The organism is Xanthomonas campestris pv. asclepiadis (assembly GCF_020784175.1).
Taxonomy (GTDB): domain Bacteria; phylum Pseudomonadota; class Gammaproteobacteria; order Xanthomonadales; family Xanthomonadaceae; genus Xanthomonas; species Xanthomonas campestris_D.
Genome location: NZ_JAJGQM010000014.1, coordinates 74611 through 91425, shown reverse-complemented (window position 1 = coordinate 91425; position 16815 = coordinate 74611). Strand labels below are relative to the sequence as shown.

Annotated in this window: 15 protein-coding genes; 8 read left to right on the top strand and 7 right to left on the bottom strand. The window is 66.6% G+C overall.

Annotation, left to right across the window (positions count from 1 at the left end):
- Positions 1-521 precede the first annotated feature (521 nt).
- The 5 genes from LL972_RS09100 to LL972_RS09080 all read left to right on the top strand — a co-directional run bounded on the left by LL972_RS09100 (position 522) and on the right by LL972_RS09080 (position 6038).
- Positions 522-1490 (top strand): potassium channel beta subunit family protein, encoded by a 969-nt coding sequence (locus tag LL972_RS09100; RefSeq protein WP_228327316.1) that lies wholly within the window; start codon positions 522-524, stop codon positions 1488-1490.
- Positions 1491-1822: 332 nt separating this feature from the next.
- On the top strand, positions 1823-2062 hold the full coding sequence (hemP, locus tag LL972_RS09095) for a hemin uptake protein HemP (protein WP_024938306.1): 240 nt from the start codon (positions 1823-1825) through the stop codon (positions 2060-2062).
- 152 nt (positions 2063-2214) lie between these two features.
- A complete protein-coding gene (locus LL972_RS09090; RefSeq protein WP_228327315.1) occupies positions 2215-4446 on the top strand; it encodes a TonB-dependent hemoglobin/transferrin/lactoferrin family receptor in 2232 nt (743 codons plus the stop codon).
- Positions 4447-4451: 5 nt separating this feature from the next.
- Positions 4452-5084, top strand: coding sequence for a Hemin transport protein (locus tag LL972_RS09085; RefSeq protein ID WP_228327314.1), 633 nt, complete (start codon positions 4452-4454; stop codon positions 5082-5084).
- Between the two features lie 27 nt (positions 5085-5111).
- Positions 5112-6038, top strand: a complete 927-nt coding sequence (locus LL972_RS09080) for a DUF6607 family protein (RefSeq protein ID WP_228327313.1) — start codon at positions 5112-5114, stop codon at positions 6036-6038.
- Positions 6039-6208: 170 nt separating this feature from the next.
- On the opposite strand, the gene LL972_RS09075 is transcribed toward LL972_RS09080, so the two are convergent.
- The 7 genes from LL972_RS09075 to LL972_RS09045 form a co-directional block, all read right to left on the bottom strand.
- The gene (locus LL972_RS09075) at positions 6209-6562 is read right to left on the bottom strand and encodes a DMT family protein (protein WP_064630977.1); all 354 of its coding nucleotides are present in this window, start codon (positions 6560-6562) and stop codon (positions 6209-6211) included.
- A gap of 186 nt (positions 6563-6748) precedes the next feature.
- Complete coding sequence (locus LL972_RS09070) at positions 6749-7633, bottom strand: ABC transporter permease (RefSeq protein ID WP_228327312.1); 885 nt, start codon at positions 7631-7633, stop codon at positions 6749-6751.
- Positions 7630-8469, bottom strand: a complete 840-nt coding sequence (locus LL972_RS09065) for an ABC transporter ATP-binding protein (RefSeq protein WP_228327311.1) — start codon at positions 8467-8469, stop codon at positions 7630-7632. The genes LL972_RS09070 and LL972_RS09065 overlap by 4 nt, the downstream gene beginning before the upstream one ends.
- Before the next feature lie 3 nt (positions 8470-8472).
- Positions 8473-9519 carry an ABC transporter substrate-binding protein gene (locus tag LL972_RS09060; protein WP_228327310.1) on the bottom strand — a complete coding sequence of 349 codons (1047 nt, stop codon included), beginning with the start codon at positions 9517-9519 and terminating at the stop codon, positions 8473-8475.
- A gap of 85 nt (positions 9520-9604) precedes the next feature.
- Positions 9605-10522 (bottom strand): TauD/TfdA dioxygenase family protein, encoded by a 918-nt coding sequence (locus LL972_RS09055; protein WP_228327309.1) that lies wholly within the window; start codon positions 10520-10522, stop codon positions 9605-9607.
- A 193-nt stretch (positions 10523-10715) separates the two neighbouring features.
- A complete protein-coding gene (locus tag LL972_RS09050) occupies positions 10716-13199 on the bottom strand; it encodes an ABC transporter permease (protein WP_228327308.1) in 2484 nt (827 codons plus the stop codon).
- Entirely contained in the window at positions 13196-13813 is a 618-nt protein-coding gene (locus tag LL972_RS09045) for an ABC transporter ATP-binding protein (protein ID WP_256359910.1), read from the bottom strand. The genes LL972_RS09050 and LL972_RS09045 overlap by 4 nt, the downstream gene beginning before the upstream one ends.
- 91 nt (positions 13814-13904) lie before the next feature.
- Here LL972_RS09045 and LL972_RS09040 point away from each other — a divergent pair, with 91 nt between their 5' ends.
- From LL972_RS09040 to LL972_RS09030, 3 genes are all read left to right on the top strand, one after another.
- A complete protein-coding gene (locus LL972_RS09040) occupies positions 13905-14573 on the top strand; it encodes an arylesterase (protein WP_228327318.1) in 669 nt (222 codons plus the stop codon).
- Between the two features lie 104 nt (positions 14574-14677).
- Entirely contained in the window at positions 14678-15391 is a 714-nt protein-coding gene (locus tag LL972_RS09035) for a response regulator transcription factor (RefSeq protein ID WP_228327307.1), read from the top strand.
- 143 nt (positions 15392-15534) lie between these two features.
- On the top strand, positions 15535-16806 hold the full coding sequence (locus LL972_RS09030) for a sensor histidine kinase (protein ID WP_228327306.1): 1272 nt from the start codon (positions 15535-15537) through the stop codon (positions 16804-16806).
- The last annotated feature ends 9 nt before the right edge of the window (positions 16807-16815 follow it).

Genomic DNA, 16815 nt, shown 5'->3' with positions numbered 1-16815 from the left:
GCAAGCGCCCGCCGTAGACCGAAGCTTCTACGTAGCACCGGCAGATCTCATGCGCAGGGTTGGTCGGTGTGCGGAGTTGGTCGGCGGCGCGGCGCCGCATCCAGTGTCGGGACACGCCGTGAATCCGTCCGTGGAGGCTCGGTAGCGGCATCCATGCCGCCACACGGTCCCGCCACCGGACGCGGCACCACGCCCCCAATATGGCTAGTGCTGATCGGCAAGCAGTGCTTTCAAACAAGCGTTGATGCCTGTGGACTCCGTGCCGATGTAATCGGTAGGCCATCAATTTGCTGTCTCTTCGCCAGGAACGCAGGCTCCGAAGGACCTGCAGACCTGCAGACCAGCGGGCCCTCGGCATTTCTTTTCGCAACCGATAGCAACTGGTGGTACTTGCGCGCGTGCCGGCATGGGACCTTGAGCGGCATCGATGCCGCGTAACCCTGTCGCGCCGGCAGTACCACGTCCTACACTGCGCACGCCGATCCGGGGCAGGGCGCCGCGGAGGTTGTTGGAGTCTGCCAATGCATTACCGTCGTCTGGGGTCCACCGGGCTGCAGCTGTCGGCCCTGTCGTTCGGGGCCTGGGTCACCTTCGGCAAGCAGATCGGGCGCAGCGAAGCGCGCAACCTGATCGCTGCCGCCTGGGACAACGGCGTCAATTTCTTCGACAACGCCGAGGTCTACGCACGCGGCCGCGCCGAAGAGGTGATGGGCGATGTGATCGCCGACCTGCGCCTGCCGCGCGATGGGTACTGCGTGTCGAGCAAGGTGTTCTTCGGCGCGGTGGACAGCCCGCGCCCGACCCAGCGCGGACTCTCGCGCAAGCATGTCACCGACGCCTGCCATGCCGCGCTCAAGCGCCTGCGCGTGGACTATCTGGACCTGTACTTCTGCCACCGGCCCGATCCGGACACGCCGATTCGGGAAACCGTGCGCAGCATGGATGCCCTGATCCGCCAGGGCAAGGTGCTGTACTGGGGGACCTCCGAGTGGAGCGCCGAGCAATTGCACGAGGCCATCAGCATCGCCGAGCAGGAACATCTGCACGCTCCGTCGATGGAGCAACCGCAGTACAACCTGTTGCACCGCGACCGGCTGGAGCGCGAATACGCGCCGCTGTGCGAGGGCGGGCTGGGCACCACGATCTGGTCGCCGCTGGCGTCGGGCCTGCTGACCGGCAAGTACAACGCCGGTGTCGGCGCCGATAGCCGCCTCGGCCAGCCGGGCAATCAATGGATGCAGGACGACGTGCTGGGCGCACCGGAAGCGCGCCGCCTGGAACGCGCCCGCGCGTTCTGTGCACTGGCCGCCGAGCTGGGCCAGTCGCCCGCACGCCTGGCCATCGCCTGGTGCCTGCGCAATCCGCATGTGTCCACGGTGATCCTAGGGGCCAGCCGGGTCGCGCAGTTGGAAGAAAATCTCGGCGCGCTGGAGACCCTGACCCAGGTCGATGCCGACGGTTGGGAACGGGTGGAGGCAGCGACCCGCTGAGGAATGCCCCATGCGGTGGGCTCAAGTGCGGGGACGGTTGGCTGCGACGCTTTTTTGTCGGCTCTCAAAACAAGCGAGAAGCCGCATCTGACCGGTCGTGCACGCCAGCCAAATCTATGCATCGCAAGGTGCTGCCGTCCTCTCAGTTCTCGCGATTGCCCAGCGCAGTCCTCACCAACGATGTGATCAGCAAGACCACGATTTCCACACTTAAAACCCACTGACAGAGATCGCGGCCGGATCTTTTCAATAGACATGGTGAATCGAAATCGTTCAACCCATGCAAAGGTCGTGTCGAGAAGATGAGAATGGCTCTTGATCATTAAATGAGAATGGTTATTATTTGTCTGGCCAACCGACTGGAGATCCAGATCATGACCGCTCATCCCGTGCTGCTCCGCTCCGAACCGGTCAACCTGCGCGACCGCGCTGCTCCGCGTGCCGTTCCCGCAGAAGACCTCATCAGCAGCGAGGCGCTGCTCAAGGGCCGTCGCGAAGTGCTGATCCAGCATGGCGACCGCGTCTATCGCCTGCGCCATACCAGCAACGACAAGCTCATCCTGACCAAGTAAGCGCCTTGCTCCGATCCGCGCCTCGCGCAGGATCGGACCGTCTTTCGCGGGCGTTGCCGCCGCCGTCCGCGCATCCCACGCTCTTCCCCGGCGGCCGGTCGCGGCCTTGTCTGCAGCACACGCTGCCGGGAACTTCCCTTCAAAGGTTCCCGATGATTCGCCTGCATCCGCTGGTGGTCGCGCTGTCGCTTGCGCTGCCTGCTCTTCCGTTGTGTGCCCACGCTGCCGACCTCGCCGCCAGTGGTGACGCCGCGCGTGAGGTCCATGACTTCGACCGGTTGCAGGTCACCGCCACGCGTACCCAGCGTGCCCTGGTCGATGTGCCGAGCACGGTGGATGTGATCGATCGCGAGCAACTGGACAACCAACTGGTGCGCGAGCTCAAGGATCTGTTCCGCTACACGCCCGGGGTGTCGGTGACCAGCACCAGCGGCCGCTTCACCGGCGCCAACGGCATCCGCATCCGCGGGCTGGACGGCAACCGTGTGGCGATCCTGGTCGACAACGTCCCGGTGTCGGACACCTTCAGCTTCGGCAGCTACCTCAACGCCAACCGCAACTTCGTCGATCTGGAAACGCTCAAGCGCGTCGAAGTGGTGCGCGGGCCGGCCAGCTCGCTGTACGGCTCCGACGCGCTGGGTGGCGTGGTGGCCTTCGTTACCAAGGATCCATCCGATTATCTCAGCGCCGACAAGCACAGCTACGTCGGCCTGAAGTTCGGCTACGAAGGCGACTGGAACGGCCTGTTCGCCGGTGCCACCGGCGCATTCGGCGGCGAACGCTGGAGCGGCATGGTGGCGGTGAGTCATCGCCAGGGTCAGGAAGCGCAGAACCAGGGCGACAACCGTAGCCGCGATTTCACCCGCACCGCAGCCAATCCGCAGCGCATCGACGGCCGCAGCGTGCTCGCCAAACTCGTCTACGCGCCCAGCGCGCAGCAGCGCTTCAAGCTCACTGTGGAAGGCAACGAAGACTACGGCAGCATCGATGCCCTGACCGGTATCGACCCGCGCAACGCGATGGCCTCGCTGCGCATTCTGTCGCAGGAAGGGCGCGACCATCAGACCCGTGCGCGCGTCTCGCTGCGGCACGAGCTGGATGCACTGGATTGGGCGCTCGCCGACGATCTGCAGTGGCAGTTGTATCGCCAGGATAGCGAGAGCCTGCAGCGTACCGATGAGTTGCGCGGCAACAACACGCGCCGCCACAACGAACACAATTTCGATCAGCGCGTGTACGGGCTGCTGATCAACGCGCACAAGTCCATCGACACCGGCACGCTCAGCCACGACATCACTTACGGTCTGGATGGCACCTGGACCGACACCCGCGCCAAGCGCGACGGGTATTCGGTGAATCTCGCCAATGGCGTGGTGACCAGCCGGGTCGGTCAGGACGTGTTCCCGGTGCGCGATTTCCCCAACAGCGAAACCACCAAGCTCGGGTTATACGCGCAGGACGAGATCCGCCTGTTCGACGGCAAGCTGTCGCTGACACCCGGCGTGCGCGTGGATTATTTCCGCCTCTCACCGCAGGTGGACGATATCTTCCGCGAAGACAATCCCGGCGTTGCCGCTGCGACCATCGACGAAACCCAGGTCTCGCCCAAGTTCGGTGCGGTGTGGCGTTTCTCGGATGCGTGGTCGGCGTATGCCAACTACGCGCACGGCTTCCGCGCCCCGCCGTACAACGACGTCAATATCGGCTTCACCAATCTGCAGGCGCGCTACACCGCCATCGCCAATCCGGACCTGAAATCGGAGACCAGCCGTGGTGGCGAATTGGGTCTGCGCTTCAACGACGCGATCGGGTATCTGGGCGTCGCCGTGTACTACACCGACTACCGCAACTTCATCGAATCGTATGCGCCGGCCGGCTTCAACGCCGATGGGCTGATGCTGTTCCAGTCGCGCAACGTGGACGATGTGGTGATCAAGGGCGCCGAAGCACGTGCCGGTGTCGATCTGGGCGCGCTGGCGGGTTGGCAGGGCTGGTCGCTCAACAGCGCCGTCGCCTATTCGGAAGGCGACAATCTCACCGATGACACGCCGCTCAATTCGGTCGACCCGCTGCGTGGCACCTTCGGGGTGGCCTTCGACAGCGACAGCTGGGGCGCAGAGTTGATCGGCACCTTGGTTGCACGCAAACGCCGCCCGCAGCTGGACAGCTATTACACGCCGGCCGGCTACGCCACGCTGGATCTGATGGGGCATTGGGAATTTGCACCCGGCGCCAAGGTCACCGCCGGCATCTTCAATCTGGCCGACCGCCGCTATGTGGACTGGAACGCGCTCCCCAACGGCACGCTGGCCAGCAGCACGGTGCTCGACCGCTTCACCGGCGCCGGGCGCACCGCCTCGGTCAGCCTGGCCGTGAGCTGGTAGCGGCCATGCCCATCGCCCGCCCGCTGCCGTCGTTGTCGCATGCACGTGCCACCCGCGCCGCGCTGCCGCGTCCGCAGCAGCTGGCGGCCCTGGGCACGGTGCTATGTCTGTATCGGCCCGCGCTGGGCAACGAGCTGGATGGCTGGCAGCACGCGGTGGATGCGGCGGCATGCCGGCAGGTCGACAGCGACGGCGTGCGCGAAAGCATCTGGTTCTTCGATGCCGAAGGGCAGTGCTGCTGGCGGATCTGCCTGTTGCCGGACAGCGATTTTTTGATCTGGGATCGCCTGGTCTCGCGCCTGCCGCCGCTGCCGATGGACACCCATGAGCTGGGCGTCGGCGAGCGGCTGTGGCGTCGTCTGGCCGGCCGTATGCGCGGTGAGGCGTGGCGATTGAGCGCGCTGCGTCTGCAGACCGCCGCCACTCGCGAACAACCGTTTGTCGCCAGCCTGGCGACAGTCTCGGCACTGGGTGCGGAAGTGGCCGCACGCCTGGAGCGCGAGGAGGGCATCGACGGACGCGTGGCGGTGGATGATTGCTGCTGCGCACGCGCTGCGGCCTTGCGCGCTGACTCCACCTCATCAAGCAATACTGATCCATCCGACATGACGACGTCGCTGGTGCGCCTGCGCCGCTGACGTCTCCAACCACTCCCGAGAGTTCCGATGAGCCGAACGTTTTCCCGTTGTATCGCAGTGACGCTGAGCCTGTTGCCGTTGATCGCCGCCGCCGACGCCCAGCGCGATCGGCAGAGCATCCTGGCGATGCAGGGCGAATACGCGGTGGACTTTGCCTTTGACGAGACGGTACTGCTCAAGCCCGGTTACGAGCGTGCATCGGCCATGCGCAGCGGCGCCAGCGAAGTGGTGATCGTGGTGGAGGATTCACCGCGCAAGCTGGTGCTGCAGCATTTGCTGGTGGATGAAAAAAGCAAGCACGTGACCAAGCACTGGCGGCAGGACTGGATCTACGAGGCGCCGCAGCGTTTCGAATTCAGCGCAGATCAGACCTGGACGGTGCATGCGCTACCGCCGGCAGTCACCACCGGCGCCTGGACCCAGTGCGTCTACGAGGTCAGCGACGCGCCGCGCTATTGCGGCACCGGTCGCTGGGACTATGCCGACGGCCATCCCACCTGGACCAGCGATCTGATGAGCTGGCGCCCGTTGCCGCGCCGCGAGTACACCAAGCGCAGCGACTACAACGCGCTCGCGGTGATCAATCGCCACACGCTCACGCCCAACGGCTGGACCCACGAACAGTTCAACACCAAGGTGCTGCGCAAGCCCGACGGCAGCCAGGAAGCGATCGCGCGCGAGTTCGGTTTCAACGATTACCGCAAGACCACCGAGGTCGACTTCGCCCCGGCCTATGCGTACTGGAAGGGCACCCAGGGCTACTGGGCCAAGGTGCGCACGCGCTGGGCCAGGTTCCTCGACACGCCGCCGGGCGTGCATCTGAAGACCAAGCCTGACGGCATGGCGATGATCATGCCGATGTTCCAGCAGGCCGAGGCGGCGCAGGACGGCAAGCGGGTCAAGGACGCGCAGCTGGACGCGGTGTTCGCGCAGTGGGTCGAACCGGCGAACTAGCCACCCCGATGCCGTAGGAGCGCACCAGGGCGCGACGGGCATTCCCGACACGCCCGACATGGCCCAACATGCCCATCGCGCCCGTCGCGCCGCGCCCCGGGACGCTCCTGCGAGGTCGCGCCCTGGTGCGCTCCTACGGGTAAGACGGCGGTTAGCCCTTCAAGAGGCCGTTATTCCTTGAACATCAAAAACGCCGCGACCAGGATCAAGCCGAACGCGGCCCAGTGATTCCACTTCAACGACTGGCCCAGGTAGAACGTGGAGAAGCCAGCGAACACCAGCAGCGTGATCACCTCCTGCATGCCCTTGAGCTGCGGCGCCGAATACACTGCGCTTCCCAGGCGATTGCCCGGTACCTGCAGGCAGTATTCGAAGAACGCGATGCCCCAGCTGACCAGGATCGCGATCATCAGCGGCGTGCTCTTGTACTTCAGATGCCCGTACCAGGCGAAGGTCATGAACACATTGCTGGCGAGCAACAACAGCACCGGATACAGATAGGCAGTGAAGGGGGCAGTAGGCATGACGGCAGACGGCAGGTAAGGGGCCGGCAGCATAAGCCAGCCCCGTTAAGCGCACGCGACCGTGCCGATGAGCCCGGCACGCGGGTTCAGGCCATTGGTGGCCGGCGCGATACGTTCATCTGCAGCGTGGCCAGGCAAAGCGCCTGACCACGCATCGCGGCGCCCGGGGCTCCCGCGGTCATCCCGCTAGCGCTGCATGCCCCAGCGGCGCACGGTCAGCCGCTCGATTGCCTGGAACACCACCCCTTCCACCAGCAGGCCCAGCACGATCACCATCGCCAGGCCGGCGAACACGCGGTCTGTATACAGCTCGTTGCGGTTCTGGAAGATATACCACCCCAGGCCGCCCTGGCCGGAGGTGGCGCCGAACACTAGCTCGGCGGCGATCAGGGTGCGCCAGGCGAAGGCCCAGCCGATCTTCAGCCCGGACAGGATCGCCGGTAGCGCGGCGGGAATCAGCAACTGCGCCACGTAGCGCGGCCCACGCAATCCGTAATTGCGCCCGGCCATGCGCAGGGTCTCCGGCACCGCCTGGAAGCCGGCATAAGTGGTCAGCGCCAGCGGCCACAGCACCGAATGCACCAGCACGAACACCAGGCTGCCGGTGCCCAGGCCGAACCACAGCAGGGCCAGCGGCAGTAGCGCGATGGCCGGCAGTGGATTGAACATGGCCGTCAGCGTGCCGAGCACGTCGCGGCCCCAGCGCGTGGAGGCGGCCAGCGCGGTCAGCACGAACGCCAGCACCACGCCCAGCGCGTAGCCCTGCGCCAGCACGCGCAGCGAAGCGCCCACGCGGCGCAACAACTCGCCCGACAGCAGCCCGTCGGAGAACGCGCGTGCGGTCTGCAGCGCGCTGGGCAGCATCAGATCGTCGCCAACTACGCGCGCGGCGATCTCCCACACCGCGATCAGCACCAGCAGCACCAGCGCCTTGCGCAGCCATGGCGGTGCCTGCCAGCGCGTCGGCGCGGCGGCGGCAACCAGTGCGGGATCCAGCGGCTGCAGGGCGACTTCGTACTCGGCCCGCACCGGTGGCAGTGGCGGCAGCGCGGTGGCGGTGCTGCGGTTCATGGCAGCGCCTCGCGTTGGCGCTCGGCCGGGCGACGCAGCGGCGCCACCTTGGCATCATCCAGGGCATCGTCGGGCAGGTCGAACAGCAGCCGATGGATCCGCTGCGCGGTCTGCTGGAACGCCACGCTGCCGGCGCTGTGCGGGCCGAACGCATGCGCGTTGAGCTCGGCGCGTACCTGGCCCGGATGTGGCGACAACAACAGCACGCGGTTACCGACCACCAGCGCCTCCTCGATCGAATGGGTGACGAACAACAGGGTGAAGCGCGACTGCTCCCACAGCTCCAGTACCTGTTCCTGCATGCGCGAACGCGTCAGCGCATCGAGCGCGGCGAACGGCTCGTCCATCAACAACACGCGCGGCCGCATCGCCAACGCGCGCGCGATCGCCACGCGTTGCTTCATGCCGCCGGACAAGGTGTGCGGATACGCCTGCGCAAACGCGCTCAGCCCGACCTGCGCCAGGCTGTCGTCGGCACGTTCGCGCGCTTCGGCGCGCGACAGCTTGCGTGCCGCGCGCAGGCCGAACACCACGTTCTCGCGCACTGTCTTCCAGGGCGCCAACTGGTCGAATTCCTGGAACACCACCACCCGGTCCGGTCCCGGCCCGGTGACCGCGTTGCCATCCAGGCGGATCTGCCCCTCGCGCGGGGCGACGAAGCCGGCCACCGCCTTGAGCAAGGTGGATTTGCCGCAACCCGACGGCCCCAGCAGCACGAAGCGATCGGCCTCATGCACGTCGAAACGCACGCGATGGGTGGCGCGCACCACGCGTTGCGCCGAGGCGTATTCCAGGCTGACGTGATCAACCTGCAGCAATGGTGTTGACGAACTCATCGCTCAGCTCCCGCCCGCAATCAGCGGATCGTCGAAGAAGTAGTCGCCCAGCTTGCCCGGGGTCTGCTTGATCGCGCCGCTGTGCTGCATGAACTTGCCCAGTTCCAGCGTGTTCTGCGGCACCACAGTGAACTGTACCTTCGGGTCCTTGAGGATCTGCAGCACCAGCGCGCGATCGATGCTCGAGCCGTTGCGACGCAGGAAGATATCTGCCGCCTGCTCCGGATGGGCGGTGACAAAGCGCGCAGCCTGATCCAGCGCCGCGACGAAGGCGCGGTAGGTCTTGGGATTGTCGCGGCGGAATTTTTCGGTGGCATACAGCACGGTGGCCGAGGAGGGGCCGCCTTCGATCTCGTAGGAGCTGGTCACGATGTGCGCGGCCGGATTGCGCGCCAGTTCCTGCTCCTGGAATGGCGGGCTGGCGAAGTGGGCGGTGATCTCGGTGCGGCCGCGGATGATCGCGGCGGCCGCGTCCGGGTGCGGCAAGGCGACCTGCAGCGGATCCAGCTGATGGGTGCCCTTGTCGCCCCAGCGCTGTTGCGAGGCATGCTGCAGGAAACGCGACTGCACCGACACGCCGGTGGCCGGCACCGCAATGCGGTCCTGCGGGGTGAAATCGCCGATGGACTTGATGCGCGGATTGTTGCTGATCAAGTAGTAGGGGAAGTTGCCCAGCGATGCCACGCCGCGCACGTTCTGGCGGCCATGGGTGCGGTCCCAGATGGTGAACAACGGCCCGACATCGGCACCGGCGATATCGATCGACCCGGTCAGCAGGGCATCGTTGACGGCCGCGCCACCGGACAACTGCAGGAACTGCACGTCGATGTCCACGCCGGCCGCCTTGCCCTGCTGCTCGATCAGCTTCTGATCCTGTGCCACGTCCAGCAACAGATAGACGATGCCGAACTGTTTGGCGATGCGCAGCTTTCCTTCGGCCTGCGCATGCGCGCTGTGCAGCAACGGCAATGCGGCCAGGAGCAGCAGCGCGACACGTCGGGAAAAACGTCGGCGCTGCGGACGTGCGTGAGAGGTGACGGTCAAACGCATGCGGCGCTCCAGTCGAGGGGGGAGGAAGAAGGCGCATTTCCCGGCGAGCTAAGTGCTGCCAAACGCGCGCGAGGCAGCACCTTGGCTAGAACGGCGCATCGCCTTCGATGGTGGTGCGGTTGAGCCGACGACGCAGGTGATCGGGCGTGCCGGCGGCCAGATGCATGACCGAGCGGTTGTCCCAGAACACCATGTCGTGCGGCTGCCAGCGATGCCGATACACCAGCGCATCGCCGGTGCTGTGTTCAAACAAGGCCTGCAGCAGTGCAGCACTTTCGTCGTCGGGCAAGCCGACGATGCGTGTGGTGAAATGCTCGCTGACAAACAGTGCTTTCTGGCCGGTTTCCGGATGGGTGCGCACGATCGGATGCTGCACGGGTTTTACTTCGGCGATCTGCTCCGGCGTCAGCGCCGGGCGCCACGGATTGCGCGCACGCAGTTCTTCGTACTTGGCCAGATAGCTGTGCTCGGCACGCAGGTCCTGCACCGTCTGCTTGAGCGCGTCGGGCAGGGTCTGCCAAGCCAGGTGCTGGTTGGCGAACAAGGTGTCGCCGCCTTCGCTGGGCAATTCCTGCGCATGCAACAGCGAGCCCAGGCTGGGGGTGTCCTTGTACGACAGGTCCGAGTGCCAGTAGTGGCCGGCATCGCCCAGGCCGATCGGCTCGCCGTTCTCCTTGATGTTGGAGACCACCAGCACCTCCGGATGCCCGCGCAACTGGAAATTGCGCAGCACATGGATCTGCAGCGGGCCGAAGCGACGGCTGAAAGCGACCTGCTGCGCCGGCGTGATGCGCTGCTCGCGGAACACCAGCACGTGGTAGTCCAGATGCGCCTGGTGGATGCGCGCGAAGGTTTCCGCATCCAGTGGTTGCGACAGATCCAGGCCGATCACTTCGGCGCCCAGCGGGGCATCGAACGGCACGATCCGGACACTGGAAGAGTGCTGTGGGGAAACCGCATCGCGCGGCGGCTGCGCACGCGCAGCGGAAGTGACGCTGGCCATGACGGTGGCACCTCGACGGCAACGGATGGCCGCCTGGGCCGGCGGCCGGACACACCACTGTAGGCAGTCCGGTCGCCGCTGCGAACGTACGATTGGCAAGGTGCTTATGCGCTGCCGGTATATGCAGCGGTGTGACGGAACGCGAACGGGCGACGCCTGCGCGCCGCCCGTTCGCGGTTCAACCGACCCGGCCTTAGTCGGTCCGCAGTGCCAACGCCGGCGGCGTGGACAGGATGCGTCGCGTGCCCGACCAGCCGGCCAGCAGACTCAGCGCAAGGCCAAACGCGCCGCCGAGCAGCAGGCGCGGCCAGTCCGGCGTCAACGCGATCTCGAACGCCTTCTGCCCGACCACCGCCCCGATCACCGCGGCGGCGGTCACCGCCAGCGTCGCCGCCAGCAGGCCGAGCGCGCCGAACTCCACCAGTACCGCGCCACGCAGCTGGCCGCGTCGTGCGCCCAGCGTGCGCAGCACCGCGCTGTCATAGCGACGCTCGCCGGCGGTGGCCTGCAAGGCCGCCAGCAGCACCAGCACGCCGGCCAGCAGGCTGAAACCCATCACCAGTTGCACCGCCTGCGCCACCTGGTCGATCACCTCGCGCACGCGGCCGAGGATCGCATCGATGTCCAGCACCGAAATGTTGGGGTAGTCGCGGCTCAGCGACGCCAGCTTGGGTGCATTGCCGGGCGGCAGGTGGAAGCTGGAAATCAGGTTGTACGGCGCATCGCCGACCGCGCCCTGGTTGAGCAGCAGGAAGAAATTGACCCGGAATGAATCCCAGTCGGCCTTGCGGATGCTGGAGACGGTGAAACTGCGCTGCTGCTCGCCCAGCAACAAGGTGATGCGATCGCCGAGTTTGAGCTGATACCGCTGCGCCCAACCTTCTTCCACCGAGGCCTCCGGCGCGGTGCTGTCGGCCGCCCAGAACCTGCCTTCCAGCAGGGTGTTTGCCGGCGGGAATGCATGCCGCCAGGAGAAATTGACCGGCCGGTTGTCACCGTCGCCATCGTCGGCCGGATCGCGGTCGCCGCGCAGCGGCGGCTTGTCGTTGATCGCCACCAGACGCCCGGTCGAAAACGGCTCCACGGCCGCATCGTCGACGCCCAGGCCGCGCAGCGTCTGCAATACCGGTTCGGTCTGCTCGGGCTGGATGTTCATCAGGAAATAGTTGGGCGTCTCCACTGGCAGCCGATCGCGCCATTGCCCAAGCAGGCCGGGGCCGACCACTGCCAGCAGCAACAGCGCGCATAGCGACAGCGACAGGCCGACCAACTGCACCACGCTCAGCCCGCGGCGCCGCGTCAGCGAGGCCAGGCCCAGCTTCCAGGCGCCGCGCAGGCGATGCTGGATTGGCCGCAACAGGGCCAGCAGGCCCAGCCCCAGCGCCATCGCCACCAGCGCCAATGCGGCCAGGCCGCCCAGCACCCAGCCGGCCAGCACCAGGTTGCCCGTTGCGTACACGGTCAGCGCCAGCGTGGCCGCCAATGCCGCTGCATAGACCAGCAGGGAACTCGGTGGCACCGCGGCAAAGCTGCGGTTGAGCACGCGCATCGGCGGCACGTTGCGCAGCCGCAGCAGCGGCGGCAGGCCGAAGCCCAGCAACAGCACCAGGCCGATGCCTGCACCGGCCAGGGCCGGGGTGGCCTGCGGCAACGGCAGCCGATTCGGAATCAGGCTTCCCAGCGCCTGCACCAGGCCTTCCTGCGCCAGCATGCCCAGCCCGATCCCGACCAGGCAGGCCGGAATCGCGGTCAGCAGCAATTGCAGCGACAGCATCGCCAGGATGTCGCGCTGGCGTGCGCCCAGGCAGCGCAGCACCGCGACCGTGTCGATCCGGCGCATCGCAAAGCGGTTCGCTGCCAACGCGGTCGCTACACCGGACAACAGCACTGCCAGCAAGGCCGACAAGGCCAAAAAGCGCCCCGCGCGATCGAACGCCGCGCGCATGCCGCGCTGGGTGTCCTCGATGCCGACCAGGCGGAATTCACTGGCGCGCGGTTTCAGCCAGGCGCGCAGCTCGGCGATGGCCTCCGGCGCACCGGAGAACATCAGCCGGTACGAAGCGCGACTGCCCGGGCCGAGCAGGCCGGCATCCTCAATATCGGCGCGATTGACCAGCAGCGGCGGCGACAGCTGCATCAGCTCGCCGGACGCATCCGGTTCGGCACGCAGCACGCCGGTGATGGTCAGATGGCCGGCGCCGAATTCCAGCTGTTCGCCCACGCGCAGGCCCAGGGCCTCCAGCAGGCGGGGATCGGCATAGGCCTGACCCGGCGGCGGTGCGCCCGCAGGCGTGCCTTCCATGCCGGCGCTGTCCGTGGACACCAGCAACTGCCCACGCAGCGGATAGCCCGCACCAACTCCGCGGATATTGGCCATCTGGCTGGCATCGCCGTGAAACAGAACGCTGGGGAAGCTGACCATGCGCGTGCTCTGCAGGCCGCGCCGTTGCGCTTCTTCGGCGAAGTCGGCCGGGATCTCCTGGCGGCCGGTCACGCCCAGATCGCCACCGAGCACTTCGGCCGCGCTGGAGGTCAGCGCCAGGGTCACCCGATCGACCAGCGTGCCGACCGCCGTCATCACCGCCACGCCCAGCACCAGCGCGGCGAATACGGTCAGCAGATCGCCGGCCAGGAACTCGCGGCGCACGGCGCGCGCGGCCTGTCGCAGCACGTTCATGCGGCCGGACCGGTCTGGGCGTGCAGGCGGCCGCTGTCGATGCGGTAGATGTGCTTGCAACGCTGCGCCAGCGTCATGTCGTGGGTCACCAGCACCAGGGTGGTGTCGCTGGTGGCATTGAGCGCGAACAGCAGGTCGCTGATCTGCGCGCCGGTGGTCTGGTCCAGGCTGCCGGTGGGCTCGTCGGCAAACAGGATGCGCGGTCTGGCCACGAATGCGCGTGCCAGCGCCACGCGTTGCTGCTCGCCGCCGGACAGCTGGCGCGGGTAGTGGCGCGCACGCGCGCTCAGGCCGACCGCCTCCAGTACCTCGCGCACCCGCGCCGGATCCTCGCGCCCTGCCAGTTCCAGCGGCAGCGCGATGTTTTCTTCGGCGGTCAGCGCCGGCAGCAGATGGAAGCTCTGGAACACGAAGCCCACCTCGCGCGCGCGCAAGGCGGCGCGTGCCTCTTCGTCCAACTGGCCCAACTCCTGGCCGGACAGCGCAATGCTGCCGCGGCTGGGCAGGTCCAGACCGGCCAGCAGGCCGAGCAGGGTGGTCTTGCCCGAGCCGGACGCGCCGACGATGGCGATACTGTCGCCTTCACTGACCGTCAAGCTGACCTTGTCGAGGATGTGGAGTGTTCCCTCCGGTCCACTGACGGACTTGCCGACGTCGCGGACGTCGATGGCGGTGCGGGTGCTGGAGCGGGGGGCCAGACTGTCGATGAGGAATCTCCGAATGCGTGAAAGAACACTGAGGTATGGCGCGCTGGTCCTGTGGCTGCTGACACTGTCCCTGCTCGCGCCGGGAATTGCCTCTGCCAAAAGTCCGGTGGCGACGGCCCCGATCCTGGTCGTCGGCGACAGCCTGAGCGCTGCGCACAACATCCCGGTGCAGTCCGGTTGGGTCACCTTGCTGGACCAACGCCTCAAGCGTGACATGGCGACGCCACCGGCGGTCGTCAATGCCAGCATCAGCGGTGAGACCACCTCCGGTGCATTGACGCGGCTGCCCGGCCTGCTGCAGAAGCACCGCCCCGGCGTGGTGGTGATCGAACTCGGCGGCAACGATGCGCTGCGCGGCCTGACCCCGGCCCAGCTGAAGGGCAACCTGGAAAAGATGATCCAGCTCAGCCAGCAGGCCGGCGCGAAGGTGCTGCTGCTCGGCATCGATGTGCCGCCCAACTATGGCCCCGCCTATCGCGACCGCCTGAAGGCGACCTATGCCGACCTGTCCAGCCAGTACAAGACCGCATTGGTGCCGTTCTTCCTGGAAAAGGTCGCGCTGCAGCCTGGCCTGATGCAGGCGGACGGCCTGCATCCCACCGCCGCGGCCCAGCCCAGGGTGCTGGAAACGGTATGGCCCGCGCTGCGCCCCCTGCTCGGGCGCTGACAGCCGGCGGCGACTGCCTTCTGTCACAAAACGTTAGTTGGTCTTCACGCCCTTTCCACTGCCGATCCGGCATGTTTCACAAAGCTGAAGACCGAGGAAAGTCCATGCGTCAGACCAAGGAAACGTCCGGCCTCGTGCTGGTCGTTGAAGACAACCGCAATATCTCTGAAATGATCGGCGAGTACCTGGAAGGCCGTGGCTTCGAGGTCGACTATGCGCAGGACGGACTCGACGGCTACCGTCTGGCCGCCGAGAACAGCTACGACGTGGTCGTGCTGGATCTCATGCTGCCACGCCTGGACGGCATCGAAGTGTGTCGCCGGCTGCGTAACGACGCACGCAAGTCCACCCCGGTGCTGATGCTGACCGCCCGCGACACGCTGGACGACAAGCTCACCGGCCTGGGTTTCGGCGCCGACGACTACCTGACCAAGCCGTTTGCGATTCAGGAACTGGAAGCGCGCCTGCGTGCACTGATCCGCCGCGAGCGCCGCCAGGTGGGCTCGGAAGTGCTCAAGGTCGCCAACCTGGTGCTCGATCCGGTCAGCATGCGCGCCACCCGTGCCGGCACCGAGCTGCAGCTCTCGCCGATCGGCCTGCGCCTGCTCACCATCCTGATGCGCGAGTCGCCTCGGGTAGTGACCCGCCAGGAAATCGAGCGCGAGATCTGGGGCAACGGGTTGCCGGATTCGGACACCCTGCGCAGCCATCTCTACAACCTGCGCAAGATCATCGACAAGCCGTTCGACCGCCCGCTGCTGCACACCGTGCAGAGCGCCGGCTATCGCATTGCCGACATCGCCCAGCCGATGGCCTGATGTCACCGGCCGGCCGCCGTTCTGGCGGTCGGCCACCCCTGTAGGCGCCCACGCGCCGCTCGTTTCCGCGCGCTGCCGTCTGGCTGCACGACGGGCTTACGGAAGCGTTGCCTATAATCCGGCGCTCTCCCCTGGATGCAGCAATGCCGCACGGGCTTCCACGAAAAATACGTCTGGCCTTTCTCCTGCAGGTCGCCCTGGCGAGCCTGGCGATCGTGCTTGGCGGCTATCTGCTGTCCTTCGTGATCAAGTACAGCCTGGTGCGGACCGTGCTGGCCGACGAGGCGGTGCATTTCTGGCGCGTGCACAAGAGCGCAGCGAACAGCCCGCCGCCCAATACACGCAATATCCAGGGCTATTTTTCGCCCGCCGGCCAAGGCCGCGATGCCGCACCAGCGGCGTTGCAGCGATTGTCGCCGGGCTTTAGCGAAGTGGCTGCCGCCGACGCCCTGGTGTATGTCGATCAACGTCCGGAAGGGCGTTTGTATCTGGTGTTCCCGCGCTCGCGTGCGGCCCATCTGACGCTCTGGTTCGGGGTGGTGCCGGCGATGCTGGTGCTGCTGGCGATCTATGGCGTGTTCTGGGTGACCTACCGGATTTCCAAGCGGCTGGTCTCGCCCATCAGCTGGCTGGCGCGGCGCGTGTCGCAGTGGGACCCGCGCAACCCCGATGTCGACGAACTGGCACCGGAGCGGCTGCCCGCTGACCTGCAGGGTGAAACCCGGCAATTGGCTGCCGCCCTGCATGCGCTCGGGCAGAAGGTCAGCGACCATGTCGCGCGGGAGCGCAACTTCACCCGCGATGCCAGCCACGAGCTGCGCACACCGTTGACGGTGATCCGGGTGGCCAGCGACATGGCGCTGGCCGACGACGAATTGTCGCAACGCACCCAGCGCAGCCTGCGCCGGATCCAGCGCGCAGGCCGCGACATGGAGGCGGTGATCGACGCCTTCCTGATTCTGGCGCGCGAAGCCGAAATCGACCCGCAAAGCGAAACCTTCGATGCCGCCGAACTGGCCAGCGAGGAAGTCGATAGCGCCCGCCAACTGCTGGGCGACAAGCCGGTATCCCTGACGATGGTCGGCGACCGCAGCCTGCAGATGTTCGCCCCGCCGCGGGTGATGCGCGTGGTGCTCAGCAACCTGCTGCGCAATGCCTGCGCCTATACCGACACCGGCAGCATCGAAGTGGAAGTCACCCAGGACCGCATCATCGTGCGCGATACCGGGATCGGCATGAGCGAAGAAGCGCGCGCGCGCGCGTTCGAGCCGTTCTTCCGCGCCGATCCCACCCGCCCGCAGGGCACCGGCCTGGGCCTGTCGATCGTGCGCCGGCTGTGCGATCGCTTCGGCTGGCGGATCGAACTGCATAGCGAGTCCGGTGTCGGTACCTCGGTTGCGGTGGTGGTGGCCTGAGGGAGCAGT